The sequence below is a fragment of the Sediminibacterium roseum genome, from assembly GCF_009939005.1.
Classification (GTDB): domain Bacteria; phylum Bacteroidota; class Bacteroidia; order Chitinophagales; family Chitinophagaceae; genus Sediminibacterium; species Sediminibacterium roseum.
This window is the reverse complement of sequence record NZ_JAACJS010000015.1, coordinates 1834585-1856235: the sequence shown is the minus strand read 5'-3', so window position 1 is coordinate 1856235 and position 21651 is coordinate 1834585. Positions and strand designations below refer to the sequence as shown.

Genomic DNA, 21651 nt, shown 5'->3' with positions numbered 1-21651 from the left:
AAAATTACGTGCACGAAGCTTTCTTTTCCAATGCAAAAGGGCTACCCGGCCGGGGGGCAAATGACTTGAACCGGCAGCGATAAAACAGCGGAACAGGTTTTGGCATGGCGGGCACTTGTTATTATCGTATCACAGTAACCGAACCCGAAAATACTTTACCGAGGATCTTGGGGTCCACGATGTAATAATAGGTTGCCACGGGCACGGGTTTGCCATTGTACGTTCCATCCCAGGGTACGCTGTATCCAACGGAAGTAAAGATCTTCTGTCCGCTGCGTGTGAAGATCTCAACGGATGGGTTGGGATAATTGGCCAGTTCTTTTATTTCCCATGTATCATTGATCCCATCGCCATTGGGCGAAAAGATATTCGGGATACCGATCGGCTTCAGCACTTTTACAAATACATCGTCCTGTGCCGTGCAGGATCCTTCTCCTGTAACTTTCAATACATAGGTGGCGCTGTTTCTCCCCCTGAGCACCGGGTTTTTGATCGTACCGCTGTTCAGGTCGCTATCAGGGCTCCAGGAATAACTGAGATTGGTTCCCCGTACATCAGGCGCAAGCACAATGGTATCGTTTTCAAACATCAACCTGTCTGCCCCTGCATTTACATAGGGCTCCGGTATTATGGTTGCCTTAACGGTGTCTGCTACCGCAATACAATCTCCATTGCCGGTGGTTGTAAGGTAGAAGAAAACATTACCCGCAAGAATATCTTTTCTGCTCGGTGTATATACGAGGCCGAGGTTATTGCCGGCCTTGTTAAAAGTGCCGGTGCCGCTGGTGGTCCAGTTACCACCGCCCGCGATGGTGATGAGGCCATTCAGTGTAATAAGGGAATCGTTGGCGCATACAGCCTGGTCAGGACCTGCGTTTGCAACAGGCGCATCGGTTATGATTACAGACAAAGCAGAGGTTGAAACTGCACATGTCTTGTTTTGTGTTGTAGACAACTTAAGTACAACGCTCCCTTTTGCCGTATCGTTTTTTGAAGGGAGATAGGTGGCCCGCAGGCTCGTGTTCTTCGGAAGGAATGTACCGCTGCCTTCCGTGGTCCAGATACCGGTCTGTGTATCTTCTCCTGAAATCTTTCCATCGAGGCGAACGGATGCATTGTTGCCGCAAACTACCTGGTCGTTTCCCGCGGTTGCCACGGCCGGCTGGATTACCGTAACCCTGGTCTTTCCTGTATCGCTGGTGCAACCGTTAACCGACACGGTTATCCTGTATGTGCCGCTGTCTGATCTTGAAACCGCATTGATCACCGGGTTCTGCAACTGCGAAGTAAAACCGTTTGCATGGCTCCAATGGTAAACCGCGCCCGTTACAGACGGGGTGAGCAATGAAAGTTTATCGCCCTCGCACAACGGTGTGTTGCCAATAGCGGAGGGAACATCCGGTCTTTTATTTACTACAACAGCAACGGAGGATGACCGGGTAACGGAACATCCCTGTGTGCTTACGGTTACCTGGTAGGTGCCGTCGTTACCAGTGCCTGCTTTTGAAATAACAGGTGTTTGTGCCGAAGAGCTGAATCCGCCCGGGCCCACCCATTTGTATGCCGCACCTGCAATTGTAGTTGCTGCAAGTACGATGGAATCGCCCGCGCAAACCGGTGTGCTTGCCGAGATCGCAGGCGTGCCGGGTGGCGTGTTCACGACCACTGTGGTTGAATCAGTCATTCCCGAACAACCCGCTATGGATGCCGTAACATAATAAGTACCCGCGTCGGTTTTCTTACCGGGATTGATGGACGGGTTCTGCAGGGCAGAAGCAAAGCCACCCGGGCCCGTCCAGCTATACGTGGCGCCTGCCAGGTTGCCCGCGCCCAGCTGTATGGTATTGCCCTCGCAAACCGGCCCGTTGTTAACCGCAACCGGAACAGCAATAACAGGGAAAATGTTTTTGCTGCCTGCGGGGCTGGCGCATCCATCCACCGTAATGATCAATGAATAAATACCTGCCGATGCCGTGGTGATGTTTGTGATAACAGGGTTCTGATCCGCAGAGCTGAATCCATTAGGCCCCGTCCAGCTGAAAGTAGCGCCGGCAACGGTGGCGGTTGAGAGCGAAAGCGGCGTGCCCGCACATACCGGGAAACTGCTGCTAACCGCAGGGGCCGCCGGACTTGGATTTACCATAACCGTATAGTTGAATGGCGTGCCCTGGCAGTTATTTTTGCCCGGTAAAATAGTATACGTTACGGGTATGGAAGAACTTGTCTGGTTGTTCAATGTTTCTGCGATGATGGCATCGGAACCCGTAACTGCCGGGCCGGCAATGCCGGCGAGCTGCGGGCGGCTCCAGGTAAAATCGGCTCCCGTAAGATCGCTTGTGATCTCGTAGAACATTGCAGATCCTGAACAAATGCTTGCCGCCGCCGGGCTTGTTACAGTCGGCCTCGGTGTTACGGCTACGGTTACCGGAAGCCGCGCGCCGGTGCAATTGTTGATCGTGGTCTGAACATAATAAACGGCCTGCGCATTAAGTACAGGTGTTGTAAAGGTTTGTCCTGAAGCGATCGCACTGCCACCCGATGCCACATCAAACCATTGGTAATTGCCACCCGGAGCCGTGGCCACCAAAGTAGCAGCGCTGCCCACGCAGGAAGAACCGCCCTGAACCACCGGTGCTGCAGGGGTTGGGGTGATGAACAGGGTAAGACTGTCTTTTGCTGCGTTACAAGGGCCCGATGGGTCGTCTGTAAGCAGGTAAAGTTTTACAACCGTTTCCCCTGCAGCGGGTGTATACCGGGTAGTAAGCGAAGATGCATTTGAAAAACTGCCGTTGCCGCCAGACCAGCTTGCATTGGTTGCGGCGCCGCCTATGGTTCCGTTGAGGTTTACCGTAACGCCTGCGCAAACGGTTTGGTCCGGACCCGCATTTACAACAGGAGCGGTGTTGATGGTTACCGTAGAAACCGCAGTTGCTGCTGCGCAACCTCCCTGCGCGGGAATGTTGTTGGTGATGGTATAGGTGCCAGCGGCACTGGTGTTAAGGTTGATGACGCCTGTGCTGCTGCTGGTGAACTGCAAACCCGAAGGCGTTGCAGAGAACGTACCGCCACTGGCGCCCGGCACAAACAAGGGGGCGGGGGCATTCTGCAACTGACAATAGGGGCCGTTGTAAGAAAAGGAAGCGTTGGGTGAGGTAGTAATGGTAACATTGGCCGTGCTGCTGTATCCACAGCTGCCGTTTGCTAAAAACGTTATTGTGTATGTACCCAGCGCACTTGCCGAAACGTTGATCTCCCCGGTGGTGGTGCTCACAAACACGAGCCCCGCTGGTGAAGAAGTGAAGGTGCCGCCCGAAAGCGCATTGACCACGGGAACGGGATTGTTTCCCGTGATACAAAAGGTACCCGAGCCGTAATCAAAACCAGGATCCTGAACCGGCAAGAGCGTTACTGCCACTGTTTTTCTAGGCCCGGCGCATCCGGCCACAACGGCCCGCACATAATAATTTGTTGAAGCAGTTAATGCGGGAGTGGTGTATGCAGTATTGATGGCGAGGAGGTTCCCGCCCGTCGCGGCATCATACCATTCAAAAGTATTACCGGGCGCCGTGGCGTTCAGGATTACGCTGCTTCCGGAACAGATGAGCGCGTCTGCAGCCGTTGGCGCTGCGGGCGTGGCGTTCACGGTAACGGTTACCGCGGTTCGCGGTCCCGCACAGGCCGCAACGGTTGCCTGCACATAATACGTGGTGTTTTGCGAAAGCGAAGACGTAACAAGAGTTGCATTCGTAGCAAGCAGGTTGCCGCCGGCAGCGGCATCGTACCACTGGTAAATACCACCGGGCGCCGTTGCCGAAAGTAAAGCCGCATTGCCCTCGCAAACAGACGTTCCCGCTGCAGTGGGCGCTGCGGGAATGGGTTTAACCGTAACACTTACAGCATGCCGCGGACTGGTACATCCTGCAACAGTTGTCTGAACATAATACGTGGCGGAAGCGGTAAGTACGGGCGTTATGTAATTGCTGTTTGTAACAAGCAGGTTGCCGCCCGACAAAGCATCGTACCATTCATAAGTGCCTCCGGGCGCGGTAGCTGTTAAAGAGGTAGCATTACCCGAACAGATCGTGCTTCCTGCGGCCGTAGGTATGGCGGGTACCGGGTTAACCGAAACGTTTACCATCGTGCGGCCGCTTGTACAACCCGATACGGTAGCATCCACATAATAGGAAACAGTTGCGCTGAGCGCGGGTGTGGTATAGCTTGCGTTGGTGGCCAAAAGGCTGCCGCCGGTTGCCGCATCATACCACCGGTACGCTCCGCCGGGGGCGGTTGCAGTTAAGGTTGTGGTAGCACCGGAGCATATACTTGCCCCTGCAACGGTTGGCGCCGCAGGCACCGCATTCACTGTTACAGCCACAGCGGCCCTGTTGCTGTAACACCCGCCTGCCGCTGCTTCTACGTAATATGTTGCATTGGCTGTGAGCGATGGGGTTGTATAATTATCATTTGTTGCAAGCAGGTTGTTTCCGCCAGCAGCATCAAACCACCTGTATGCAATACCGGCAGTGGGTGTTGCCTGCAATGTTGCGGTATTACCCGAGCAGATGGCAACAGGAGAAACAACAGGTACAGCAGGTTTAGCATTAACCGTAACGGTAACAGCCGTTCTGCTACTGGTACAGCCGGCAACGGTTGTCTGCACATAATAAGTAGTGCTTGCGTTGAGGTTGGGTGTTGCATAACCGGAACTGGTGGCAAGAAGTGCTCCCCCCGTGGCCGCATCGTACCAGCGATACGTTCCCCCGGGTGATGTTGCCGTTAGTGTTGTCGAAAACCCGGTACATATGGCACCCGGCGCTGCAACAGGTGCAGACGGAATTGGATTAACAGTTGCCGTTACAGCCGTACGCGCACTGCTGCAACCCGCAATGGTTGTTTGCACATAATACGTGGTGGTTGATGTGAGTGCCGGTGTAGTATAAGCCGCATTGGACACAAGAAGATTTCCGCCCGAAGCGGCATCAAACCAATCATACGTACCCCCGGGGGCCGTGGCGGTAAGTGTGGTTGTGCTTCCTTCGCAGATCGTGGCGCCTGCGGCAGTTGGCGCAGCGGGTATGGCATTTACGGTTACCGTTACCGCCGTTCTGCTGCTCGTGCATGCCGATACGGTTGTTTCTACGTAATAGGTTTTGGTAGCGGTAAGCGATGGTGTGGTGTAACTGCTACCCGTGGCAAGCGGGCTTCCACCCGATGCAACATCGTACCACCGGTAGGTTCCACCCGGTGCGGTTGCCGTTAACGTGGCGGTACCGCCCGAGCAGATGCTCGCCCCCGACGCCGTTGGTGCAACCGGGGTTGGCGCAGCGGTAACCACCACTGCCTGCGACACCGGCGTACATCCGCTTGTATTGTCCGACACGGTTACCGTAAAGGTTCCCGTGGTTGCGGTAGTGATGGTTGATGTGGTTTGTCCCGAGCTCCACAGATAAGTATAAGGTGTATTACCACCCGTTGGCGATGCCGTTAACGTTGCGCTTGCGCCCGAACAGATCGCAGGGTTCGATGGTGTGATGGGAACGCTAAGTGCCGGCGCGGTGTACACCCTTATCGTATCGCTTCTTGTTCCTGCGCAGGTAGTGGTACCACTTACTGCATAGTCGATATAAGGCGGCGCGCCTGCGAGCGGGGTTACCGTGTTAGACACACAACCCGAGGTGCAGGAAAGATAATTGTTGTACTGCCCGGGTGTTCCCGGGAACACAGACTTCCATACCACCGAAGCTGCTGTTAACCCCGTAACACTCATGGTGCCCGAGCAGTTCTGCCGCAGGGTAAGATCGGCCGACCCTTTTACCGCCGAAGAGGCAGAGATCCGGTAATTGTTGGAATTATTGCCGGGTTTACAGAAAGTAATGGAAACATTGGTTAGTCCCGTGATGCAAACAGGCGTTGCCAGCGAATATTGTGTAGGCGCGCAGTTGATCTGGTAAAACTCAGACCCGTTGGGCGCAGCGCCGCTCACGATCTCCAGCTCCAGCAGGTCTGAACCCGGGTTGAGAACAATATCAAATTTGACGCAATTGGTGCCGCCGCAAAAAGCACCATTACGAGCAATGGAAGCCGTGGTAACGGAGGTGTCTTTGGAAGCGCTCAGGTCAAATGAATAGACAGATGTTTGCCCGGATGACTGGCTGTGGAGGAAAAGAAAAAACAAAATCCAGGAGACCCGCCCCAACTTTTTATGTACCGGCGCGGACAGGCCGCACGGGTCGGCACATAGAAACTGGAACGCTCGGGGCATTGCATTGGATTTTGGGGGGTAATGATAAAATTACGACTTTTTCCCGGTTGAGGTTTCCTGAGCGCGCCGGGCGCCCTAAAAACCAATGAAATACACGACCGGCAGAATCGTTCTCCAACATGACCAATATCATTCTATAGAACGAAATTCAGAATGACCTTTGGGCAAATCTCAAGTCATGATCATCGAACAGCTCTATACCAAATGTCTTTCGCAAGGCGCGTATTATATAGAATCCAATGGAGAAGCGGCAGTAATAGACCCGTTGAGGGATGTGGATGCTTACATCAAACTTGCCGCAGAGCACAACGCCCGGATCGTATACGTATTCGAGACCCATTTCCATGCCGATTTTGTTTCGGGCCATATTGATCTCGCCGCAAAAACAGGCGCAACGATCGTATACGGACCCACAGCCTCTCCTTCCTTCCCTGCAATGGTGGCAAAAGACAACGAGGTGTTTACGGTCGGACATCTTACCATAACCGTACTGCACACACCAGGCCATACACCCGAAAGCTGCTGTTACCTGTTAAAAGACAACAACGGCAAACAGATAGCGGTTTTTACGGGCGACACCCTTTTTATTGGAGATGTAGGGCGGCCCGACCTGGCGCAGGCATCAACGGGCCTGTCAAAAGAACAACTTGCCGGTATGCTCTACGATTCTATTCAGAACAAATTATTGCCACTGCCCGGCGATGTGATCATTTACCCGGGCCATGGCGCGGGCAGCGCATGTGGCAAGCAAATGTCTGCCAACACAACAGATACACTCGAACACCAACGCAGAACCAACTATGCGCTTCGCGATGGCATTTCAAAAGAAGAATTTGTAAAAGAAGTATTGTCCGGGTTGCCTTCACCGGCTAAGTATTTTTCGAATGATGTTATGTTGAACAAAGGCGGATATGAATCTTTTGATGAGATCGTTAAACGTGCAATGGTGGCAAAGGATGCCGAAGCGTTCCATTCGCAATTGCAAAACAAAAACATACTGGTTCTCGATTCACGTTGCCCCGAGGAATTCTGTAAAGGGTTTGTTCCGGGGTCTGTAAATATTGGCCTCGACGGACAGTTCGCACCCTGGGCCGGCACCTTGTTTCCGGATCTCAGGCAGCCGATCCTGATCGTTGCCGATCCCGGGCGCGAACTCGAAACCATTACCCGGCTTGCAAGGGTGGGCCACGATAACATCATCGGCTATCTCGCAAAAGGATTCGATACCTGGTATTTCAGTGGCCATCCTGTTGAATGGGTCCATTGTATCCATTCCAAAAGCCTTCATACAGAACTTGAAAACGATTGTAAAGTGATCGATGTGCGCGAGACTTCCAGCTTCAACACGCTACACATCAAAGACGCCATAAGCATGCCGCTTGCCGAGCTTCCGGACCGGATAAAGGAATTGAATCCCGACGAAAAATATTATGTTTATTGTACGTCAGGCTATCGTTCCGTGATTGCTATCTCGCTGTTGAAAACAAAAGGGTTTAACCGTCTGGTAAACGTAATTGGTGGCATGAATGCGATCAACCAGAATACAGGAATACAGCTTGAAGCGGTTCGCCAAACCAAATAACAAAGACCGTTCATGGAGTGATCGATCGGATCACTCCTTACGTTCAATATTGTATGCTGCATTCTGCAGAACAAATCCTATGGCGGAACCGAAAGCATAACAGGTGCGGCCCGCTTATCGCAGGTAAGATGGAGAAACACCATTGTCTTCGAACCTGCCGGTCTTCTCGTTTACACGGATGGCAAATACAATTCCCGGGATGTTATCGCTTAAGGGTTCAGGAATAAAGGGCCACGATTTGCCCAAATGTGTTGTCGCACTGGAAATGATCGGAAGCGTTCTTGACACCAACAATTTCAATACCCTTTCCCGGTCGGTTTTTTCAGTGATTTCTTCATAATTACCCCAGGCAATCACACTTTCCCAGTCGGCCATGCTGTGCATGTGATCCACCTGGAAACAAACATTTGGATTTTTACGCATCATTTCTATCTTCTTCCCTTCGTGGGTATGAAAAAACAGGTCCTTCCCGTCGTATACATAACTGATGGGAAGTATATAAGGCACTCCATCATTACAGCAGGCAATACGGCCCACTAACTGCCTTAAAAGAACCTGTTCGATCTGTTGGGGTCCGAGGTAACCGGTCATGTGTTTTGTTTTACTGAATGAAAAAAACCGTTGAGTTGATAAAACCAAAATTACCCTGTTGTATCATCGGCGGCGATGACCTTCATCAGCAAAGGCCGTGAGCTATATCATATCACGACCCTGCCCGGCCATGCTGTAATTCAGGAAGGAAGATGATCAACATCATATTTATTAACCGCGTTGTAGATCAATTTTGCTGATTGACCGAATGCACAACGAGAAGATATGATGCTGACAATCGACAGAAGTACAAGGCTGCACGACATCCAGTTGGCTTTTACAAATGCTTTTGCATACCTCAAACTTGAGTTTCTCAAGGGCGGTGCGGGATCACCATCGCTGAAAAAGATTTTCCGGCTCCCCGGCGAAGCCGCACTGGGTAAAGGAGTGCGCGATGGCATAGTTGAAATCTGCATTGAAAAGGAATCGAAGGTTTACGAGGTAGAGAAAGCGTTCCGGGCCGTGGGCCTACCGGTGCAGGTATTCAGGAAATCGGGGGATCATTGGATCGAAACTTCTCTTACATCCGATTGGACCCTGGACCAGCAAAACAAAGAAGCCGAAATTTTCAGCGCCGTGCTGAACATGGCCCCGCGTACACAAGTTGGACCGTTATAAAGAAAGCGCCACGATGTTGTCGAATTCGCGAAGCGTAAAACCATTTACGCTGCGAATTCCCGGCCAGGCTTTACCGGTCAAAGGCAGCACTTCTGCATGGAGGCAGTAAGAGGCGTCAAAATAGTTTCCGAATTCTTTAACGGTCATCGCGCTGCAGAGATCGAGCTTTCCTTCATCGAGTTTCTCCAGCCTGAACTCGCCAAGCAAATGGTTGCCGGTAAGTGTTGGCCTGGCGGTATTGGCCAGCCCCACACCATGCACATCCCTTTCCAGGAAGTTTACCCTGAGATGCGGATAGCATTTGGTAAAAATGGATTGCACCTCGGTAACCGTAAGGTCGTCTGTGATCTCGGTTTGCATATCAATTTGTTTGTTGTAGTTAGTTGTTCAGCCCGGCTGATGCGAGATCGCTTTTCAGCAACATCCTTTTTTCTGTAGCGCTCTGCCAATTGCGGAGCAAAAGCAATTGTATCAACACAAAGATCGTTACAACACCTGCGATGCGCCAGCGCAGAGCGGGCTCCCGGGTGTTTTGAAACGACATGTACCCAACGGTTGCGGCCATCAATACAAAAAACAAAAGCACCACGGGCGTTACCGATAATGCCAATGCTCTTTGTTTGCGAAGCAACATTCCCGTTATGAATACGCCCGGTAATAAAATAGCTAGATCAAGTACATAAACAGCATTTGTAAAAAGCCCCGCCCGCTCAACAGATGCCGGCATTCTTTTGCTGGTGATCGCAGGGATTATTTCAGACAGCCATACCATCGCTACCACTACAGCGAAAGACATAAAGTATACCGCCATCTTTTTTAACAGGCCCATCGGTATAGCCGGCCCGTTTTCCCGTTGGTGCATAACAAGGAAATAACCAAAGCTGAAAACCGACACGCTCCAGCAACCACAGTAAGCAATGAACATTTCATTGAAGTGAATACAGAAGCAATAGATCGTGAAAGTATATGCCAGGTAGCCCATACAGGCCGCCCACAAATATTTACCTGATACTTTGTTTTTCAATGCAAGCAGTGTTGAAACAAGCAGAAGCGGCAATACCATCCCCACATTCAATTGATCCTGCATAACACACTGTGCACGCCAGTCTGCCGTTTCAAGCGGATAGGAAATAATTCCCAGTAAACCCGGCACGCTGGCGCAGAACACAAGTAAAACCGCTATGGCCGAGCTGCCGGCGAGGAAATTGTTGCTGATGTGTTTCATACAGCAAAGAAAATTCAAAGGCCACCGTGTAAAACTGACGAGGATCACCCGGGCCGCTGTCATTCATCAGCTATCCATTGGCAACTGATTTCTTCCTTTACAAAACAAATCCGATACATGACCCGCCCACCTGTTTGTAAAAATATATGCATCGCTTTTTTAACTATGTTTTTGTTGGGACCAGGCGTGCATGCCCAAACCCCACTGGGCCCTTCGTATTTACAAAACGAGTTGCGGTCGCCTGCAATTGGTTCATTTTTCTCGAAGCAGCAACTGGCAAAGCTGGAAGTGTTTTATGCAGTCTTGAATTACAACCCGGTTTGGCTGAGAAAGGAAAACCGCCTGCTGCTTGAGTCTTTAATAAGGCTTATCGGTTGTGCGGAATACGATGCATTGAATGCCGATGATTATGCGGCAAAAGACATTACAGACTACCTGTGCTTTTCCAAAGTTTTGCCTGCGGCGAAGGACTCCGTTGTTCTTGAGTTGCGCATATCTATGGCAGCCATTGATTTTTTTCATGACCTCAAATTTGGCAATCATCCGCCGGAGTTTGGTTACGCAGGATTTGCACCTGCGGATGATGACCGGTTTTTGATCACTCTTGTTGCACAACACGTGAACGAAAGAGCGTTGCATATTCTACCGGCCAAGCTGTATTCACAAATGCCGGAGGTGGTGACGCTTACCGGTAAACTTGGAGAGATGCTCGACAAAACGCAGCGGATGGCAGGATGGGACCCTGTGATCAATTCCAACGAACCATCGAACAGCAATACACCCCTGGTCATTAAACTATACAGCCTCGGCATCATCGACGATCAAAATGCAAAACTGGCCGATACGGTATGGGTGCAGAAAATAAAAGCAGTGCAAAGAATGTTCAATGTGCAGGCAGATGGAAAGATGGGCAAACAAACCATTCAGCTGCTCAATGTTCCTGTGGCAATGCGTATACGGGAACTCTCCCGCTCGATAAATTATTACAAATGGCTTTCTGCGCGCGCGGCCATACAACGGTTGATCGTTGTAAACATACCCTCTGCACGACTTGCCGTTTATGACCACGATACAACGGTACTGGCCATGCGCGTGATCGTTGGTAAAACTTCAACACCCACGCCAACACTTACATCGGTAGTGGATAAACTCGTGTTGTATCCATTCTGGACCGTACCGCACAGCATTGCCACAAAAGAATTGCTTCCCGTATTTAAACGCGATCCCGACTATGTGCAAAATGGAAACTACCAGGTGCTGAGCAGGGCCGGGAAATTGGTAAATCCACGATCCATCAACTGGCATAATTACAATGCATCCAATTTTCCTTTTACGATCAGGCAGAGTACGGGTTGCGACAACGCCCTGGGTTTGTTGAAACTGGATTTTGAAAATCCCTACGGTGTATACCTGCACGATACCCCGGTGAAGATCCTGTTTGCTTCCAGCAACCGCTTTTTGAGTCATGGTTGCATGCGTATGGAAAAACCATTTGAAATGGGCAGGCTGCTTCTTGATGGCGACAACCGCGCCATCGACACATTAACAGAAAAGGGTTGCCTTAAAAACCAGGCACCTATCGTGGTGCAGGCAAAAATAAAAATGCCGGTGGTGGTATGGTACAATACGGTAACCGTTAACCCTGCAGGCTTTGCCGTTTTTCACAAGGATATCTATCAAAAATTACCATGGTTAAACAATAAACAATGAAAACAACAAAACTGGTTGCCACACTTGCTGTTTGCTTTTTGTGCGCGTGCCAATCCTTAAAGATCACACATGAATGGAAGGCCCAGCAAAACAATGACAAGGCGGCCTATCGTAAAATACTGGTATTGGGCCTGATCCCTGAAAAAGACAGGCGCATACAGCAAAACATGGAAGATCATGTAGCGGGAGACCTCACAGATCTCGGGTACAACGCCACCACTTCGCTGAAAGAGTTTGGACCAAAGGCCTTTGATGGCATGGATGAAACAACAGCGCTTGCCAAATTACAGAACAAGGGCATTGATGCGGTGATCACGATCGTTCTCCTGAACAAGGTCAAAGAACGTCGTTATGTGCCCGGCCAGGTAACGTACGCTTATGGCCCGATGACGAATTTCTGGGATTACCGTTCTGGACTGAACAACCGGATTCTCGAACCGGGATACTATGTAACCAACACCAATTATTTCTGGGAAAGCAATTTTTTCTCGCTGCAGGATAAGCAACTTCTTTACTCGGTTCAGACAAAATCATTTGATCCGAAGAATTCATGGTCCATGGGTCATGAATACGGTCATGCGATCGTATCTGCCATGCTGAAAAAGAAGGTCATTGCAAACAGGAGAAATGAAGCCGACCCTGAATAAAGTTTTTGGTGATAGAAAAGAGCCTTTACAAATTCAATAATATAAAAAAACGGAGGTGTACTATGAAAACAAATGCACTTACAAAAATCGACCGCGACCTTTCTACTGCGTTTGATGATTTTTTCAAACCCTGGAACGAATGGTTTGTGAATGGCAACGCCATGGGCCGTGCGCTGTCTCTGCCTTCGGTAAACATTGCTGAAACAGAAAAAGCGTTTACCCTTGAACTGATGGCGCCCGGGCAGCAGAAGAAAGATTTTGTGATCGATGTAGACGGAAACATGCTCACCATCAGTAGCGACCACGAGCAAAAAGAAGAAGAGTTGTCAAAAAAATTCTCGCGGAAAGAATACAGCTTTTCTTCGTTCAGCAGAACGTTTACCATCCCGGGGGAAGTTGACAAAAGCAAGATCGATGCCGTTTATGACAACGGCGTGCTGACCGTTACCCTGCCAAAAGACGGCAACCAAAAAAAGAAGGACGGTAACAAAATTGAGATCCGTTAAGAAAGAAAGGCCTCTTGTTTAAGGGGCCTTTCTTTTTGCATGCAGCCATTTGTATAATTCAACCACAAGCGTAGAGCCAACGGCTGCCGCCAAACAGAACACAACGTGTGAAGAACTAAGCGGATCAAATTCAAACAACCTTCTCACCGGCGTCGCCAGTTGAAGTGTGAACAGGATGGCCAGGCTCAAAAGCAGGATCCATTTTGTTAACGGGTTGTGGTATTTGAACGTGGCAAAAATATTCTTCGTAAACGAACGGCTTGAAAAAGTGAGCAGAACATTGGAAAGAAGCAGCGTTGTGAATACGATATTGCGTGTGAGCCCTATACTGGCCGAACCGTTCATATAAACGTAATAGAGCAACAAAACAGCGGCTGCGATCGCGAGTCCCTGGAACACACTCACCCATAACTCCTGGTTGGTAAACAAGCCCCTGTCGCGCCGCCGTGGCGGCTCCAGCATCATGCCTTTTTCTACCGGCTCCCGTTCAAAAAAGATAGAACAGGTTGGGCCCATCACAAGCTCAAGAAAAATGACATGTATGGGAGAAAATATGTTTGGATATTTCCATCTCAGGATAACCGGGATGGATGCGGTAAGGATGATGGGGATGTGTATGGAAATGATGTAGCGTACCGATTTTACCAGGTTGATGAAGATCCGCCGGCCGTCTTCTATTGCGAGGCGTATCTTGCCGAGGTCGTCGTCGGTGATCACCATATCTGCAGACTGCCGCGCAATCTCCGTTCCCTTCCGGCCAAGGGCAATGCCTATGTCGGATGTGTGCAGTGCGGGCGCATCATTTACACCATCGCCGGTCATCGCCACGATCTCTCCATTTTTTTTGAGCACCTCAATCACCTTCTGTTTTGCTTCGGGGAACATACGTGCAAACACATCTGTTGCAGAAATAACTTCCGATAGCTTTTCATCCGTCATCAACATTACTTCATCACCGGTAACAACGGTGCCGGTATTGCCGAATCCTGCGAGGGCCGCAATGTTGAGCGCGGTTTGCGGATGGTCGCCGGTGAGCATTTTTACGCGTATGCCGGCACGTAAGAACCCGCCGATCGTTTCGGCAATGTTCTTTCGCGGCGGATCGTAGAGCGCGAGCATGCCCTTGAATTGCCAGGCGAAACCATCCTGTGTTGCGGGCATCTCTTGCGCGGTGTTCTCTGCGGTGGCTATACCGATTACGCGATAGCCATTGGCGGCAAACAACTGGCCCGTTTTTGTGATCAGCAACTTGTCTTCATCAGTGAGAGAGCTGATCCGCATGATCCGCTCCAGCGCACCCTTGGCAAAAGCAGACACCCCACGGCCGGGCTCAGTGTACACATGCGTCATCATCGGCGGGCGCCCTTCCAGCGGAAATTCATGGATCATGATAAAGGGCTGGTGATCCTTTTTACCGGAGCGTTTTGCATATTCATCCCATATCGCTTTTTCCATCGGGTCAAAAGGATCTGACTCACTGGCAAGTGCCGCATACCGGAGCAGTGATTGCAGCCCGGGTGTGGCTGCATCTTCGGGCCCGAAAGTAGATCCGGTTGTAAAATCGAAAACCCTGGCAACCGCCATTTTGTTTTCTGTGATGGTTCCTGTTTTATCAAGACAGATCACGCTTACTGCGCCGAGATTTTCAATCACCTGTGGTTTCCGGGTTACAATGCCAAGGGCGCTCATCCGGTATGCGCCCAATGCCATAAAGGATGAAAAGGCCACAGGGATCTCTTCCGGTATAACCGACATGGCCAATGTGAGTGCAAAAAGAAGGCTGGTTACCAGGTTGTGGTAATGCGTGTAGTTGAGAATAAAAATGAGCGCGAAACTGATGAACCCAAACAATGCCAGCGAGCGCACAAACTTTCTTACCTGTTTCTGCAGCAGCGATGTGCCGGCATAATAGGTATCGATGCTTTTTCCAATTTTACCAAGGGCCGTATTGTTACCGGTAGCCGTTATTACCGCAACACACTTGCCGCTGTCGAGCGTTGTTCCATGCAGCAGCAGGTTTTCGCCTTCCGTTGCATACTTTGCCACAGCAATGGATTCGCCGGTAAGCACCGACTCGTTTACGAAACAGTCGTTACCGGAAACAAATTCAGCATCTGCCGGTATCATCATTCCTTCGGAAAGAAAAACAACATCACCGGGAACAAGTTCTTCGGAACCCACCAGAACCTGCTTTCCATTGCGCAATGCGGTTACACGGGGAGAGGTTAACTGTTTCAGCGCATTGATGGCATGGTTGCTTTTTGTTTCCTGGTACAAAGAAATGCTGCTCACCAACGCCATGGCCACCAACATCAGTATGCCTTCGTCTGAAAGGCCCAGGAAAAAATAAACGGCGCAGGCAACCAGCAGAAGAATAAACATAGGCTCTGAACAGATGTCCCATATCACACGAAGCATATGCCACGATCTGCGGCGTGAAATCTTATTGGGCCCGAATGCTTTCCGGAGCCGGTACACTTCCGCGTCGTTTAATCCATTAAGAACCGGAAGTTGTTCCTGCATATGCGGAATTTTTTATTTTACTTTCGAACCAGATCAATAACCTGTTTTACTAAGTTAACTGGTTTTAAACAATTCCGCAATCCTGTGAGTCTACTGGAAATGGATGCCTCCAGCGATTTCTTGTGATCGAGCAGTCGCTGCCGCTCATAGCGTATGTCTTCTTTATTCCTTACCGGTCTTATCCTCATTGAAAAAAGTTTTTAGAAAATGATTCATTACCGGAATGCGTATCCAGCGGTTGCGAAGTTTCCAGATGAACAGGGCTTTCAATGCATAGGCCACTGAAACAATCAGGAACCCCGCCCACATCTTACCGGTCCATATACCCACCAGCAACGCAAGGCCAACACCTGCAAAAGCAACAAAGCAAAGCAGCAGCACGCCGATCAGCAATACGGCCGTTGCATTGCTTACCAATACAGAAGCTTTTGCGGCCACTTCCAGTTTTAATAGATCGGCGCGCGTTTCAACGTAGGCCTTAACATCTTCTGCCAGTGCAGCTATATTTCCTGTTATTGAATCCATGTGATGAGATTTTATGCAACATTTTCTTCGTGGTGGCCGCATGCTTTCTTGCACGCACCGAACCTGGTTTTCAGGTTGTCTGTAAGTTTTTCGCCTTCTTCGGCGATCTTACGGCGTGTTTCACTTCCCTTGGCGGGCGCAAACAAAACACCAAGTATTGCCCCGGCCGCAACCCCGGCCAGCAAGGCAACCGCAATTTTCTTTTCGTTGTTCATAATCTTTTTTTTTGAATGATAGAAATGGTTGATCAGTTTTCATGCAAGGCGGCAACCGGTATGTGCGACTGCAATACCAGTCGTTTTGACCGGCTGTGCTGGAAGATCCTGGTAAAAAGGTTGTGGTGTTTGGGGAACACAAAAAGCATATCGAAAGAATGTTTATCGAGAAATGCTACGATCGTTTGCTCCACATCATCGCCCTCGATAAAATGATAAACGGGATCAACCTGGTCAAGCATCTCCTGCAACAACCCCGACTCCGCAACCGATCCAGGTGTGAATGATCCGGCATCGCCCCCGATGTGCAATACATGAAGCTCCGCATGAAAAGCTTTCACCAGCGCAACGATTTGTTTTTCCGGTATCGTTTCCACCACATCTTTCAGGTCACATGCAAGCGCTATCTTTTTGATACCGCTAAATACAGCATCCTCCGGCACCACGATCACGGGCCATGGCAACTTGGTGATGGCAGTAAAGGTTGATGCGCCGGCCACCAGCCTTTCCAGGCCTTTCGCGTTTTCTGCGCCCATTACCACGGCATAGGGTTGCTGCTGTTTGCAGTAGTCGGCGAGCTCCGTCATCAGGAAACCCATCCTCACTTCTGTTTCTATTTCGATGGCCTCTTTGGTATGATGCAGCAATTTTTCCTTAAGCTCCGTTATCATGTGCTCCGCTTCCGAGATCGTGTGATCAAACGGATAGGGTGGAATGGGCACTTCGGCAACGGTTACCGGCAATGGACAAACATGCACCAGGCAAAGTTTTGCACCAAGCACGGCGCACATGTCTGCAGCGTAACGCGCGGCAGCGGATGATAGAACAGAAAAGTCCGTCGGACAAATGATCGGTCTCATATAATGTTGGTTTTTTAATGAACGTGTTGTATCAATGCGATGTGTTCTTTACCCGGTAACTGTCCCGCATCCACAAACGCAACGTCTCCGCCATTGAGCAGTATTTTTTCGATCACATCGTCTACGCTATCCCTGATATTCGAAAACGGGCCGGCGTGTACAGGCATGGCAGTTGAGCATTTGTTTTGTGTGCCGGGATGTACGTAGTCTTTTTCCACGAGCAGTAAACTTCCCTGGCAGCCGCCGCCGTTTTTTGCAATGTTTTCAATACCTGTAGTAAGCTGTTTACGCTGCTGCGCCTCTGCAAGGCATTTGCGGATCTCTTTCTGTTCCAGTTGATCCGGGTCGCTGAGGATCGGCAGCATCAAATGGCCAAGTTCATCCAGGTTGATGTTTTCAGAAGACGTGCGCAGATAATCCAGCACTTCGCTGCTGTGCCGGCTGTGCTTCATCATTACCGGACACTGCTCACGGGAGCCTGCCACAAAAAGCGGAACGGCATAAGCGGGCAAGAGTATGTCGAGCGAATTGTCGATCGAACGTATGCGCGCGCAATCGTCTTTTGATCCCGCAGGGTTGGAAACGATACAGGTAAACTTGTTTGCCTGTACCAGGTATATCCTGCTCTCCATCGCCGTTACCACCAGTACCATGACACGGTCTGGCTTTGCTTTGCTGTTTATGATGTCGCGGATCTCGAAATGGTTGCTGACGGATACACTTTCTGTTACCGGTAGATCGAGATACAATACTTTTTCAAATACGGGAGAAATGTAGATCGCAAGACTGCTTTTGTGCGTTGAATAATTCAGGCCCGATAAAACCGCATTGAGTTTCTCCAGTACGAGCTCCACCATTATTCCCGAGTAGCGTCCGTTTAATGCACTCGTAACCTTCTGAACGGCGCGTTGAATGGCCTCATTGATCAGCGTTTTGGAGTTCATTTTAGGATTGAATGGCAGGATCATGGAAACCGAAGGCATATCAACAAACAATCCCTCTGTCACTGTCGATGGTTTTTCTGATAGTAGTTGCATGGTTATCGGGTTTTGGATCTTAAAATTAAATTCGTTCAGGCACGCAGAACATGAGGTTGCTCATGTTATAAAATGAGATTGATCATCGAAACTCCCTACCGGTGCGTAATGAACACAGGCAGGGTACTGTTTTTCACGATCCACTCCACATAGCTTTTGCTGCGCAGACGGAAGCCGGCGCTGCGTTTGTAACCACCCATGATCAGCACCGCGTTTTTCTTACCGGCCAGGTATTCTATGAGTTTCTTATCGGTATCACCGGTGAGGTTAACAAAGTTCACCGGTCCGTGCCTGTGCACGGAAAGCCACTCTTTGAGATGGTGTTTTAGAATGTCGCCCGACTGTGCATCCGGCTCTACATGCAGAACGGATAACCTGGCATGCGACAACTCCGGAAAAAGATAGATGAACAGCTTTACGGCAAACATGCTTGAAGCGGATCTGTCGTAGGCCACAATGATCTCATCTACCTGTTCAACTGTTTCGGTCGTCAAAAAAACAGGGCATTCGGAACGGCGCAGGATGTCCTTCGTCAGCTGCGTAAAATTTCCTTCAAATTTTTGCCTGAATGAAATGGCGGGGTGCATCACCAATACATCCGCAAACCTGCTTTCCTCGATCAGTTCAGTGAACGGCATTCCCCGGTTGTGGTGGATTTTCGGGCTCACCTCGCGCGCCGTAGCACCTTCTTTAAACCACTTGATGGTTTGCCCTGTCATGTTTTCCGGAGAAACGCTGAGCGCGGGATTGCCGTGTTGCTGCTGTTCGGCAAGTCCTTTGTTCTCCAGTATCGAAGCCGTTAGCGCAGATCCCGTAATGCGGGCCAGGTATGCGCCAAAGTCGAGCGCGTTCTTGCTTGGCGCAAACGGATTTATTGCCAGTGTGATCTTGATCATAAGAAAAGGATAGGATTAAAAAGGGCTTGCGACAAAAGCCCTTTTAAGGGCCCTGTTACAGCGTTACAGGTGCGCAAGGAAAACAGGCATCCGGTGTTCTGCTATGATGCTGCGGACAAATGATTTTTTAAAAAGACGTGAGAAACCCGACCTTCCATAAGAACCGCATACAACGATCGGCGCTTTTGATTGGCCGATCCATTCGTTCAGGTCGTTCCCCGGTTTGCCCTCGTATCTTACCATCGATACATTTTTAAAATGGGCCTCGAGCAGTTCCTGGAGCTGTTCCTTCTCCGGGATCTCTGAATCTCCTTCGTGCGCATAGGCAAGAACGGCGGTATTGGAACCCAATTCAGGGAACAGGTAGGCGAATGTTTTGATCGCATGAAGCGCGTTGTCGGTACCATCATACGCAAGCAGGTTGCATTCCGGGAACTCGTATTTTTCGGGAACCACCAGTACCGGGCATTTTACATGGTGCAATGCATCTTCGAAGAATTCGTTTGGCTGCCCGGATCCCATCTGCTCAAAAAATATTTCACTGCCGAGAATGATCAGGTCTGCAAACCGGCTTTGGGCCTCAAGTGCAGGAACGGCCAGGTCGGAAAAATTCTTGTGCACCTCATAACGGATGTTAAACGCTTTACAACGACTTTCAAAGAGATCGATGTTCTCTTTGATCGTGTCCGCATCGAGCTCCTCTACCAATGGAACAAAGAACCGCTCCTGCGCCGCCGCGTAACTCCACAGGTTGGCCAATTCTGTTTGCGGAACAAATAAACCAACAAGGAACACAGGCTGGATCTCATTGAGCTTCCGGGCGAAATTAAAAGCGCCTTCGGAAAAATGCGTTCCATCGAAGGCGAGGATGATTTTTTTCATAAGAGTTGAAATTGTAAGCCAAAACTACCCGCGGCCATACCGGAAATCAATGACCGTAAGCAAACAGGAGTATGATATTGGTCAGCCCGTAACCAGTTGCCGGCTTTGTTTTTGGGAAATAGAAGTAACTTGAGAGCCGGTTTGTTTATTGACGCTGAAACCTTTGCAATGCAGGCATGCGATTGCTAATCTGATGTATATGATCACACTCATCATTGTTATTTTTATTGTTGGTTATGTTGCCATTGCATTTGAACACCCGCTCAAATTAAACAAGGCAGCTTCCGCGCTCATTACAGGTGTTCTGTGCTGGACGGTTTACGTTCTGGGCAACAACGGCAACCACGAGGCCCATGAAGCCCTGATCACCCATCTTGGCGACATCTCTTCCATCCTTTTTTTCCTGCTCGGCGCAATGACGGTTGTGGAGCTGATCGATATGCACAGTGGTTTTGATTTCATTACACAAAAGATCAAAACGAAAAAAAAACCGGCGCTGCTTTTACTCGTCGCCGCCCTTACTTTTTTTCTCTCTGCATTGCTTGATAACCTTACCACCGCCATCGTAATGGTATCGCTGAGCTCAAAACTTTTGACCACGCGGGAAGACCGGCTCTGGTTTGCAGGTATGATCGTGATAGCGGCCAATGCCGGCGGCGCATGGTCGCCATTGGGCGATGTAACCACAACGATGTTGTGGATCGGCGGACAAATAACAGCATTGAGCATCATCAAACAGTTGTTGCTTCCGAGCATGGTGGTATGCATAGTGCCCGCGCTCATGATGGCCTATCGTTTCAGGGGAAAGACCATCGAGGCCAAGGAAATCGATGCAACTACGGAAGAAGAAAAACAGGACGGGCGCATCATGTTGTTTACGGGTATCGGCCTCTTGTTGTTTGTACCCGTGTTTAAATCGCTTACCGGCCTGCCGCCGTTCATGGGCATGTTGCTTGCCCTGGGTATGATGTGGATCGTAACCACGCGCCTGCACCAGCAAAAAGAAACAGCGCTCGCACAACGCCTCACCGTTACGCGGGCGCTTGAAAAAATCGATACATCCAGCATTCTCTTTTTCCTTGGCATCTTACTCGCAGTATCTGCGCTCCAGTCGGCAGGCGTACTGAAAGAACTGGCTTTGTTCCTCAGCCGCAACCTGCACAACGATTATTCGATCGGCATCGCACTCGGCCTGCTTTCATCCGTAGTTGATAATGTTCCCCTGGTAGCTGCGGCGCAGGGAATGTATGACCTTGCCACGTATCCGACGGATCATATGTTCTGGGAGTTCCTCGCGCTAACCACCGGCACGGGCGGAAGCGCCATCATCATCGGCTCTGCCGCAGGCGTGGCGGTGATGGGAATTGAACAGGTTGATTTTGGCTGGTACCTGAAACGCATCAGCTGGTTGGCGCTGGTGGGTTTTGCCGCCGGGGTCTTGGTATATATCATCCAGCACCAACTGCAGTTTTAGCGGAACCCGGATTAGTTGCCTTGTTCGCCACTCGTGCCGTGGGTATTCAGTACCAGTTAGAGATCCCTTTAACAGCAAAAGGGTTTTGCTAAATGGCA

At 50.1% G+C, this 21651-nt stretch carries 17 protein-coding genes; 6 read left to right on the top strand and 11 right to left on the bottom strand.

What is annotated here, in order from left to right:
- Nucleotides 1-121 precede the first annotated feature (121 nt).
- Entirely contained in the window at nucleotides 122-6262 is a 6141-nt protein-coding gene (locus tag GWC95_RS19260) for a gliding motility-associated C-terminal domain-containing protein (RefSeq protein ID WP_161820336.1), read from the bottom strand.
- A 178-nt stretch (nucleotides 6263-6440) separates the two neighbouring features.
- On the opposite strand from GWC95_RS19260, the gene GWC95_RS19255 reads away from it, so the two are divergent.
- Nucleotides 6441-7844 (top strand): MBL fold metallo-hydrolase, encoded by a 1404-nt coding sequence (locus GWC95_RS19255; protein WP_161820335.1) that lies wholly within the window; start codon nucleotides 6441-6443, stop codon nucleotides 7842-7844.
- 114 nt (nucleotides 7845-7958) lie between these two features.
- On the opposite strand, the gene GWC95_RS19250 is transcribed toward GWC95_RS19255, so the two are convergent.
- A complete protein-coding gene (locus tag GWC95_RS19250; protein ID WP_161820334.1) occupies nucleotides 7959-8435 on the bottom strand; it encodes a pyridoxamine 5'-phosphate oxidase family protein in 477 nt (158 codons plus the stop codon).
- A 225-nt stretch (nucleotides 8436-8660) separates the two neighbouring features.
- Between GWC95_RS19250 and GWC95_RS19245 the strand changes: the two genes are divergently transcribed.
- Nucleotides 8661-9053, top strand: a complete 393-nt coding sequence (locus GWC95_RS19245; protein ID WP_161820333.1) for a hypothetical protein — start codon at nucleotides 8661-8663, stop codon at nucleotides 9051-9053.
- Here the strand turns inward: GWC95_RS19245 and GWC95_RS19240 are convergent.
- Entirely contained in the window at nucleotides 9048-9413 is a 366-nt protein-coding gene (locus tag GWC95_RS19240) for a hypothetical protein (protein ID WP_161820332.1), read from the bottom strand. The genes GWC95_RS19245 and GWC95_RS19240 overlap by 6 nt on opposite strands.
- Nucleotides 9414-9432: 19 nt before the next feature.
- Nucleotides 9433-10278: a hypothetical protein gene (locus tag GWC95_RS19235; RefSeq protein WP_161820331.1), complete on the bottom strand. Its 846-nt coding sequence runs from the start codon at nucleotides 10276-10278 to the stop codon at nucleotides 9433-9435.
- A gap of 117 nt (nucleotides 10279-10395) precedes the next feature.
- Between GWC95_RS19235 and GWC95_RS19230 the strand changes: the two genes are divergently transcribed.
- The 3 genes from GWC95_RS19230 (at nucleotide 10396) to GWC95_RS19220 (ending at nucleotide 13141) form a co-directional block, all read left to right on the top strand.
- Nucleotides 10396-11988: a L,D-transpeptidase family protein gene (locus tag GWC95_RS19230; RefSeq protein ID WP_161820330.1), complete on the top strand. Its 1593-nt coding sequence runs from the start codon at nucleotides 10396-10398 to the stop codon at nucleotides 11986-11988.
- Nucleotides 11985-12635, top strand: a complete 651-nt coding sequence (locus tag GWC95_RS19225) for a hypothetical protein (RefSeq protein WP_161820329.1) — start codon at nucleotides 11985-11987, stop codon at nucleotides 12633-12635. The genes GWC95_RS19230 and GWC95_RS19225 overlap by 4 nt, the downstream gene beginning before the upstream one ends.
- Before the next feature lie 62 nt (nucleotides 12636-12697).
- Nucleotides 12698-13141, top strand: a complete 444-nt coding sequence (locus GWC95_RS19220; RefSeq protein ID WP_161820328.1) for an Hsp20/alpha crystallin family protein — start codon at nucleotides 12698-12700, stop codon at nucleotides 13139-13141.
- Between the two features lie 18 nt (nucleotides 13142-13159).
- Here GWC95_RS19220 and GWC95_RS19215 read toward each other — a convergent pair whose 3' ends face one another.
- From GWC95_RS19215 to GWC95_RS19185, 7 genes are all read right to left on the bottom strand, one after another.
- Nucleotides 13160-15664 carry a cation-translocating P-type ATPase gene (locus tag GWC95_RS19215; RefSeq protein ID WP_161820327.1) on the bottom strand — a complete coding sequence of 835 codons (2505 nt, stop codon included), beginning with the start codon at nucleotides 15662-15664 and terminating at the stop codon, nucleotides 13160-13162.
- 162 nt (nucleotides 15665-15826) lie between these two features.
- Nucleotides 15827-16189 (bottom strand): phage holin family protein, encoded by a 363-nt coding sequence (locus GWC95_RS19210; RefSeq protein WP_161820326.1) that lies wholly within the window; start codon nucleotides 16187-16189, stop codon nucleotides 15827-15829.
- Between the two features lie 11 nt (nucleotides 16190-16200).
- Nucleotides 16201-16404, bottom strand: coding sequence for a YtxH domain-containing protein (locus tag GWC95_RS19205; RefSeq protein WP_161820325.1), 204 nt, complete (start codon nucleotides 16402-16404; stop codon nucleotides 16201-16203).
- Nucleotides 16405-16436: 32 nt separating this feature from the next.
- Complete coding sequence (locus GWC95_RS19200; RefSeq protein ID WP_161820324.1) at nucleotides 16437-17264, bottom strand: universal stress protein; 828 nt, start codon at nucleotides 17262-17264, stop codon at nucleotides 16437-16439.
- Between the two features lie 14 nt (nucleotides 17265-17278).
- Entirely contained in the window at nucleotides 17279-18301 is a 1023-nt protein-coding gene (locus tag GWC95_RS19195; RefSeq protein ID WP_161820323.1) for a baeRF3 domain-containing protein, read from the bottom strand.
- A 95-nt stretch (nucleotides 18302-18396) separates the two neighbouring features.
- The gene (locus GWC95_RS19190) at nucleotides 18397-19197 is read right to left on the bottom strand and encodes a universal stress protein (protein ID WP_161820322.1); all 801 of its coding nucleotides are present in this window, start codon (nucleotides 19195-19197) and stop codon (nucleotides 18397-18399) included.
- A 63-nt stretch (nucleotides 19198-19260) separates the two neighbouring features.
- Nucleotides 19261-20079, bottom strand: coding sequence for a universal stress protein (locus tag GWC95_RS19185; RefSeq protein ID WP_161820321.1), 819 nt, complete (start codon nucleotides 20077-20079; stop codon nucleotides 19261-19263).
- 199 nt (nucleotides 20080-20278) lie between these two features.
- Between GWC95_RS19185 and nhaD the strand changes: the two genes are divergently transcribed.
- Entirely contained in the window at nucleotides 20279-21553 is a 1275-nt protein-coding gene (gene nhaD, locus GWC95_RS19180; protein ID WP_161820320.1) for a sodium:proton antiporter NhaD, read from the top strand.
- The last annotated feature ends 98 nt before the right edge of the window (nucleotides 21554-21651 follow it).

Coding starts and splice junctions, on each gene's coding strand:
- GWC95_RS19260 (WP_161820336.1), bottom strand. CDS start 6,262: ATGCCCCGAGCGTTCCAGTTTCTATGTGCCGACCCGTGCGGCCTGTCC.
- GWC95_RS19255 (WP_161820335.1), top strand. CDS start 6,441: ATGATCATCGAACAGCTCTATACCAAATGTCTTTCGCAAGGCGCGTAT.
- GWC95_RS19250 (WP_161820334.1), bottom strand. CDS start 8,435: ATGACCGGTTACCTCGGACCCCAACAGATCGAACAGGTTCTTTTAAGG.
- GWC95_RS19245 (WP_161820333.1), top strand. CDS start 8,661: ATGATGCTGACAATCGACAGAAGTACAAGGCTGCACGACATCCAGTTG.
- GWC95_RS19240 (WP_161820332.1), bottom strand. CDS start 9,413: ATGCAAACCGAGATCACAGACGACCTTACGGTTACCGAGGTGCAATCC.
- GWC95_RS19235 (WP_161820331.1), bottom strand. CDS start 10,278: ATGAAACACATCAGCAACAATTTCCTCGCCGGCAGCTCGGCCATAGCG.
- GWC95_RS19230 (WP_161820330.1), top strand. CDS start 10,396: ATGACCCGCCCACCTGTTTGTAAAAATATATGCATCGCTTTTTTAACT.
- GWC95_RS19225 (WP_161820329.1), top strand. CDS start 11,985: ATGAAAACAACAAAACTGGTTGCCACACTTGCTGTTTGCTTTTTGTGC.
- GWC95_RS19220 (WP_161820328.1), top strand. CDS start 12,698: ATGAAAACAAATGCACTTACAAAAATCGACCGCGACCTTTCTACTGCG.
- GWC95_RS19215 (WP_161820327.1), bottom strand. CDS start 15,664: ATGCAGGAACAACTTCCGGTTCTTAATGGATTAAACGACGCGGAAGTG.
- GWC95_RS19210 (WP_161820326.1), bottom strand. CDS start 16,189: ATGGATTCAATAACAGGAAATATAGCTGCACTGGCAGAAGATGTTAAG.
- GWC95_RS19205 (WP_161820325.1), bottom strand. CDS start 16,404: ATGAACAACGAAAAGAAAATTGCGGTTGCCTTGCTGGCCGGGGTTGCG.
- GWC95_RS19200 (WP_161820324.1), bottom strand. CDS start 17,264: ATGAGACCGATCATTTGTCCGACGGACTTTTCTGTTCTATCATCCGCT.
- GWC95_RS19195 (WP_161820323.1), bottom strand. CDS start 18,301: ATGCAACTACTATCAGAAAAACCATCGACAGTGACAGAGGGATTGTTT.
- GWC95_RS19190 (WP_161820322.1), bottom strand. CDS start 19,197: ATGATCAAGATCACACTGGCAATAAATCCGTTTGCGCCAAGCAAGAAC.
- GWC95_RS19185 (WP_161820321.1), bottom strand. CDS start 20,079: ATGAAAAAAATCATCCTCGCCTTCGATGGAACGCATTTTTCCGAAGGC.
- nhaD (WP_161820320.1), top strand. CDS start 20,279: ATGATCACACTCATCATTGTTATTTTTATTGTTGGTTATGTTGCCATT.